This window comes from Microvirga sp. P4_G7 (genome assembly GCF_056401005.1).
Map to the genome: position 1 here is coordinate 1 of NZ_JBFUKD010000646.1, position 2,090 is coordinate 2,090.

A 2,090-nucleotide genomic window follows, 5' to 3' on the forward strand; every position below is an offset into this window, starting at 1 on the left:
GGGTGACACGCAGACCCTCGACCGCATCTATCTCACGTCGCCGCTGACCGGGCAGCAGGTGCCGCTATCGACCTTCACGAAATGGACGACGCGCAAGATCGCGCCTCTGTCGGTCAATCACCAAGGCCAGTTTCCCGCGGTGACGATCAGCTTCAACCTCGGCGAGGGCGTCGCGCTGGGGGACGCGACGGCTGCGATCCAACAGGCGACGCGCGAACTCAACGTGCCGGCCGCTCTGGTCGGAACGTTCCAGGGCAATGCGCAGGCCTTCCAGGCGAGCCTCTCGACCCTGCCATTGCTCATCATCGCCGCGCTCGTGGTGGTCTATCTGATCCTGGGTATTCTCTAYGAGAGCTACATCCACCCGATCACCATCCTSTCGACGCTTCCGTCCGCCGGTCTCGGCGCGCTCGCGACGCTGATGCTGTTCAAGATCGAATTCAGCTTGATCGCCTTCATCGGGCTGATCCTGCTGATCGGCATCGTGAAGAAGAACGGCATCATGATGGTGGATTTCGCGCTCCACGCGGAGCGGAACGAGAACCTTTCGAGCCAGGACGCCATCCGGAAGGCCGCGTTGCTGCGGTTCCGCCCGATCATGATGACCACCATGGCGGCGATGCTGGGCGGCGTGCCGCTGATGCTCGGCCACGGGGTCGGGTCCGAAATCCGCCAGCCCCTCGGCTATGCCATGGTCGGCGGCCTGATCGTCAGTCAGGCGCTGACCCTGTTTACGACCCCGGTCGTCTACATTTATCTGGACCGGCTGGCTTTGGCCGTGCGGTCCTGGCGGGGCAGGGAGCCGACCAAGGAAGGGAAGGCGGAGGCCGTTTCCCGGCCGGCGGAATGACGTCGGGCAGGCCTTTCACGGCCTCACATGCCGGGATTTGTTGACTCTTCCCCTCATTTCCCCTAGTCAGCCCTTCGTCGCGCGGTCCTTTGGGGCCGCGTTGGCTATTTACGCACCCGTGGCCCGGCTTCGGTCGGCCTGTCGTCCCGCAAGGGAAGAGGAGGGCGCGTTCCTCGCTCATTCGACAACAAGAGGAACAGCGATGTCGAAGCGCATTCAGGCCAAGCATAAGCTTGACCGCCGCATGGGTCAGAATATCTGGGGTCGCCCTAAGAGCCCCGTCAATCGCCGCGAATACGGCCCCGGCCAGCACGGTCAGCGCCGCAAGGGCAAGATGTCCGACTTCGGCACGCAGCTGCGCGCCAAGCAGAAGCTCAAGGGCTACTACGCCAACATCACCGAGAAGCAGTTCCGCCGCTACTACGCCGAAGCGATCCGCCTCAAGGGCGACTCGGGTGAGAACCTGGTCGGTCTGCTCGAGCGCCGTCTCGACGCGGTCGTGTACCGCTCGAAGTTCGTTGCGACCCCGTTCGCAGCGCGCCAGTTCGTGAATCACGGTCACGTCAAGGTCAATGGCCGCCGCGTGAACATCTCGAGCTACCAGGTCAAGGCCGGGGACGTCATCGAGGTCAAGGAAACTTCCAAGCAGCTCGAAATCGTCCTGGTCGCAAGCCAGCTCGCCGAGCGCGACGTTCCTGACTACATCGAGGTCGATCACTCCAAGATGACCGCCAAGATGACCCRCATTCCGACCCTCTCCGAGGTGCCGTATGCGGTTCAGATGGAACCCAACCTCGTCATCGAGTTCTATTCGCGCTAATTGCCGCGACGAACCCAACGAAAAGGCCGCCCACCGGGCGGCCTTTTTTATTGTCGCATGTTCCGCGGCGCCGGGACTATTGCGCCTGCGGTGCAGGCTTGCCGTGTTCGCCCATTCCCCGCCCGGGGCCGTGGCCCATCCGAGCATCGCGCCGATGGCGCATATGCGGTCCGGCGGCCGGGCGCATGAGGATCGGGAGCAGCTTCTTCTGGCTGTCGTCGAGAGAGGCCCAGAGAGGCTTCAGCGCATCGGTCAGCTTCTTGAGGCTATCCGCCTGCTGGGTCTCGAAGGCGGAGCGGCGTTCCAGCATGGTCATCATGTCCGGGCGTTCGCGGCGCTCGCCACGCCGTGCTCTGAACTCCTCCATGCGCTGCGCACGGCCTGCGGCTTGATCGCGCAAGGCCTGCTCGACCGGCGGCC

2 protein-coding genes and 1 pseudogene are annotated in these 2,090 nt (G+C 64.0%); 2 read left to right on the forward strand and 1 reads right to left on the reverse strand.

Annotated elements, in window-relative coordinates; genetic code table 11:
- Together AC1DT3_RS19040 and rpsD are read left to right on the forward strand one after the other, a co-directional pair.
- On the forward strand, positions 1–850 hold an 850-nt coding region (locus tag AC1DT3_RS19040; RefSeq protein WP_477466786.1), incomplete at its 5' end, for an efflux RND transporter permease subunit.
- Positions 851–1,052: 202 nt separating this feature from the next.
- Entirely contained in the window at positions 1,053–1,670 is a 618-nt protein-coding gene (gene rpsD / locus AC1DT3_RS19045; RefSeq protein WP_477466787.1) for a 30S ribosomal protein S4, read from the forward strand.
- Positions 1,671–1,746: 76 nt separating this feature from the next.
- On the opposite strand, the pseudogene AC1DT3_RS19050 reads toward rpsD, so the two are convergent.
- Positions 1,747–2,090 (reverse strand): annotated as a pseudogene (locus tag AC1DT3_RS19050) (hypothetical protein); the annotation flags it as partial.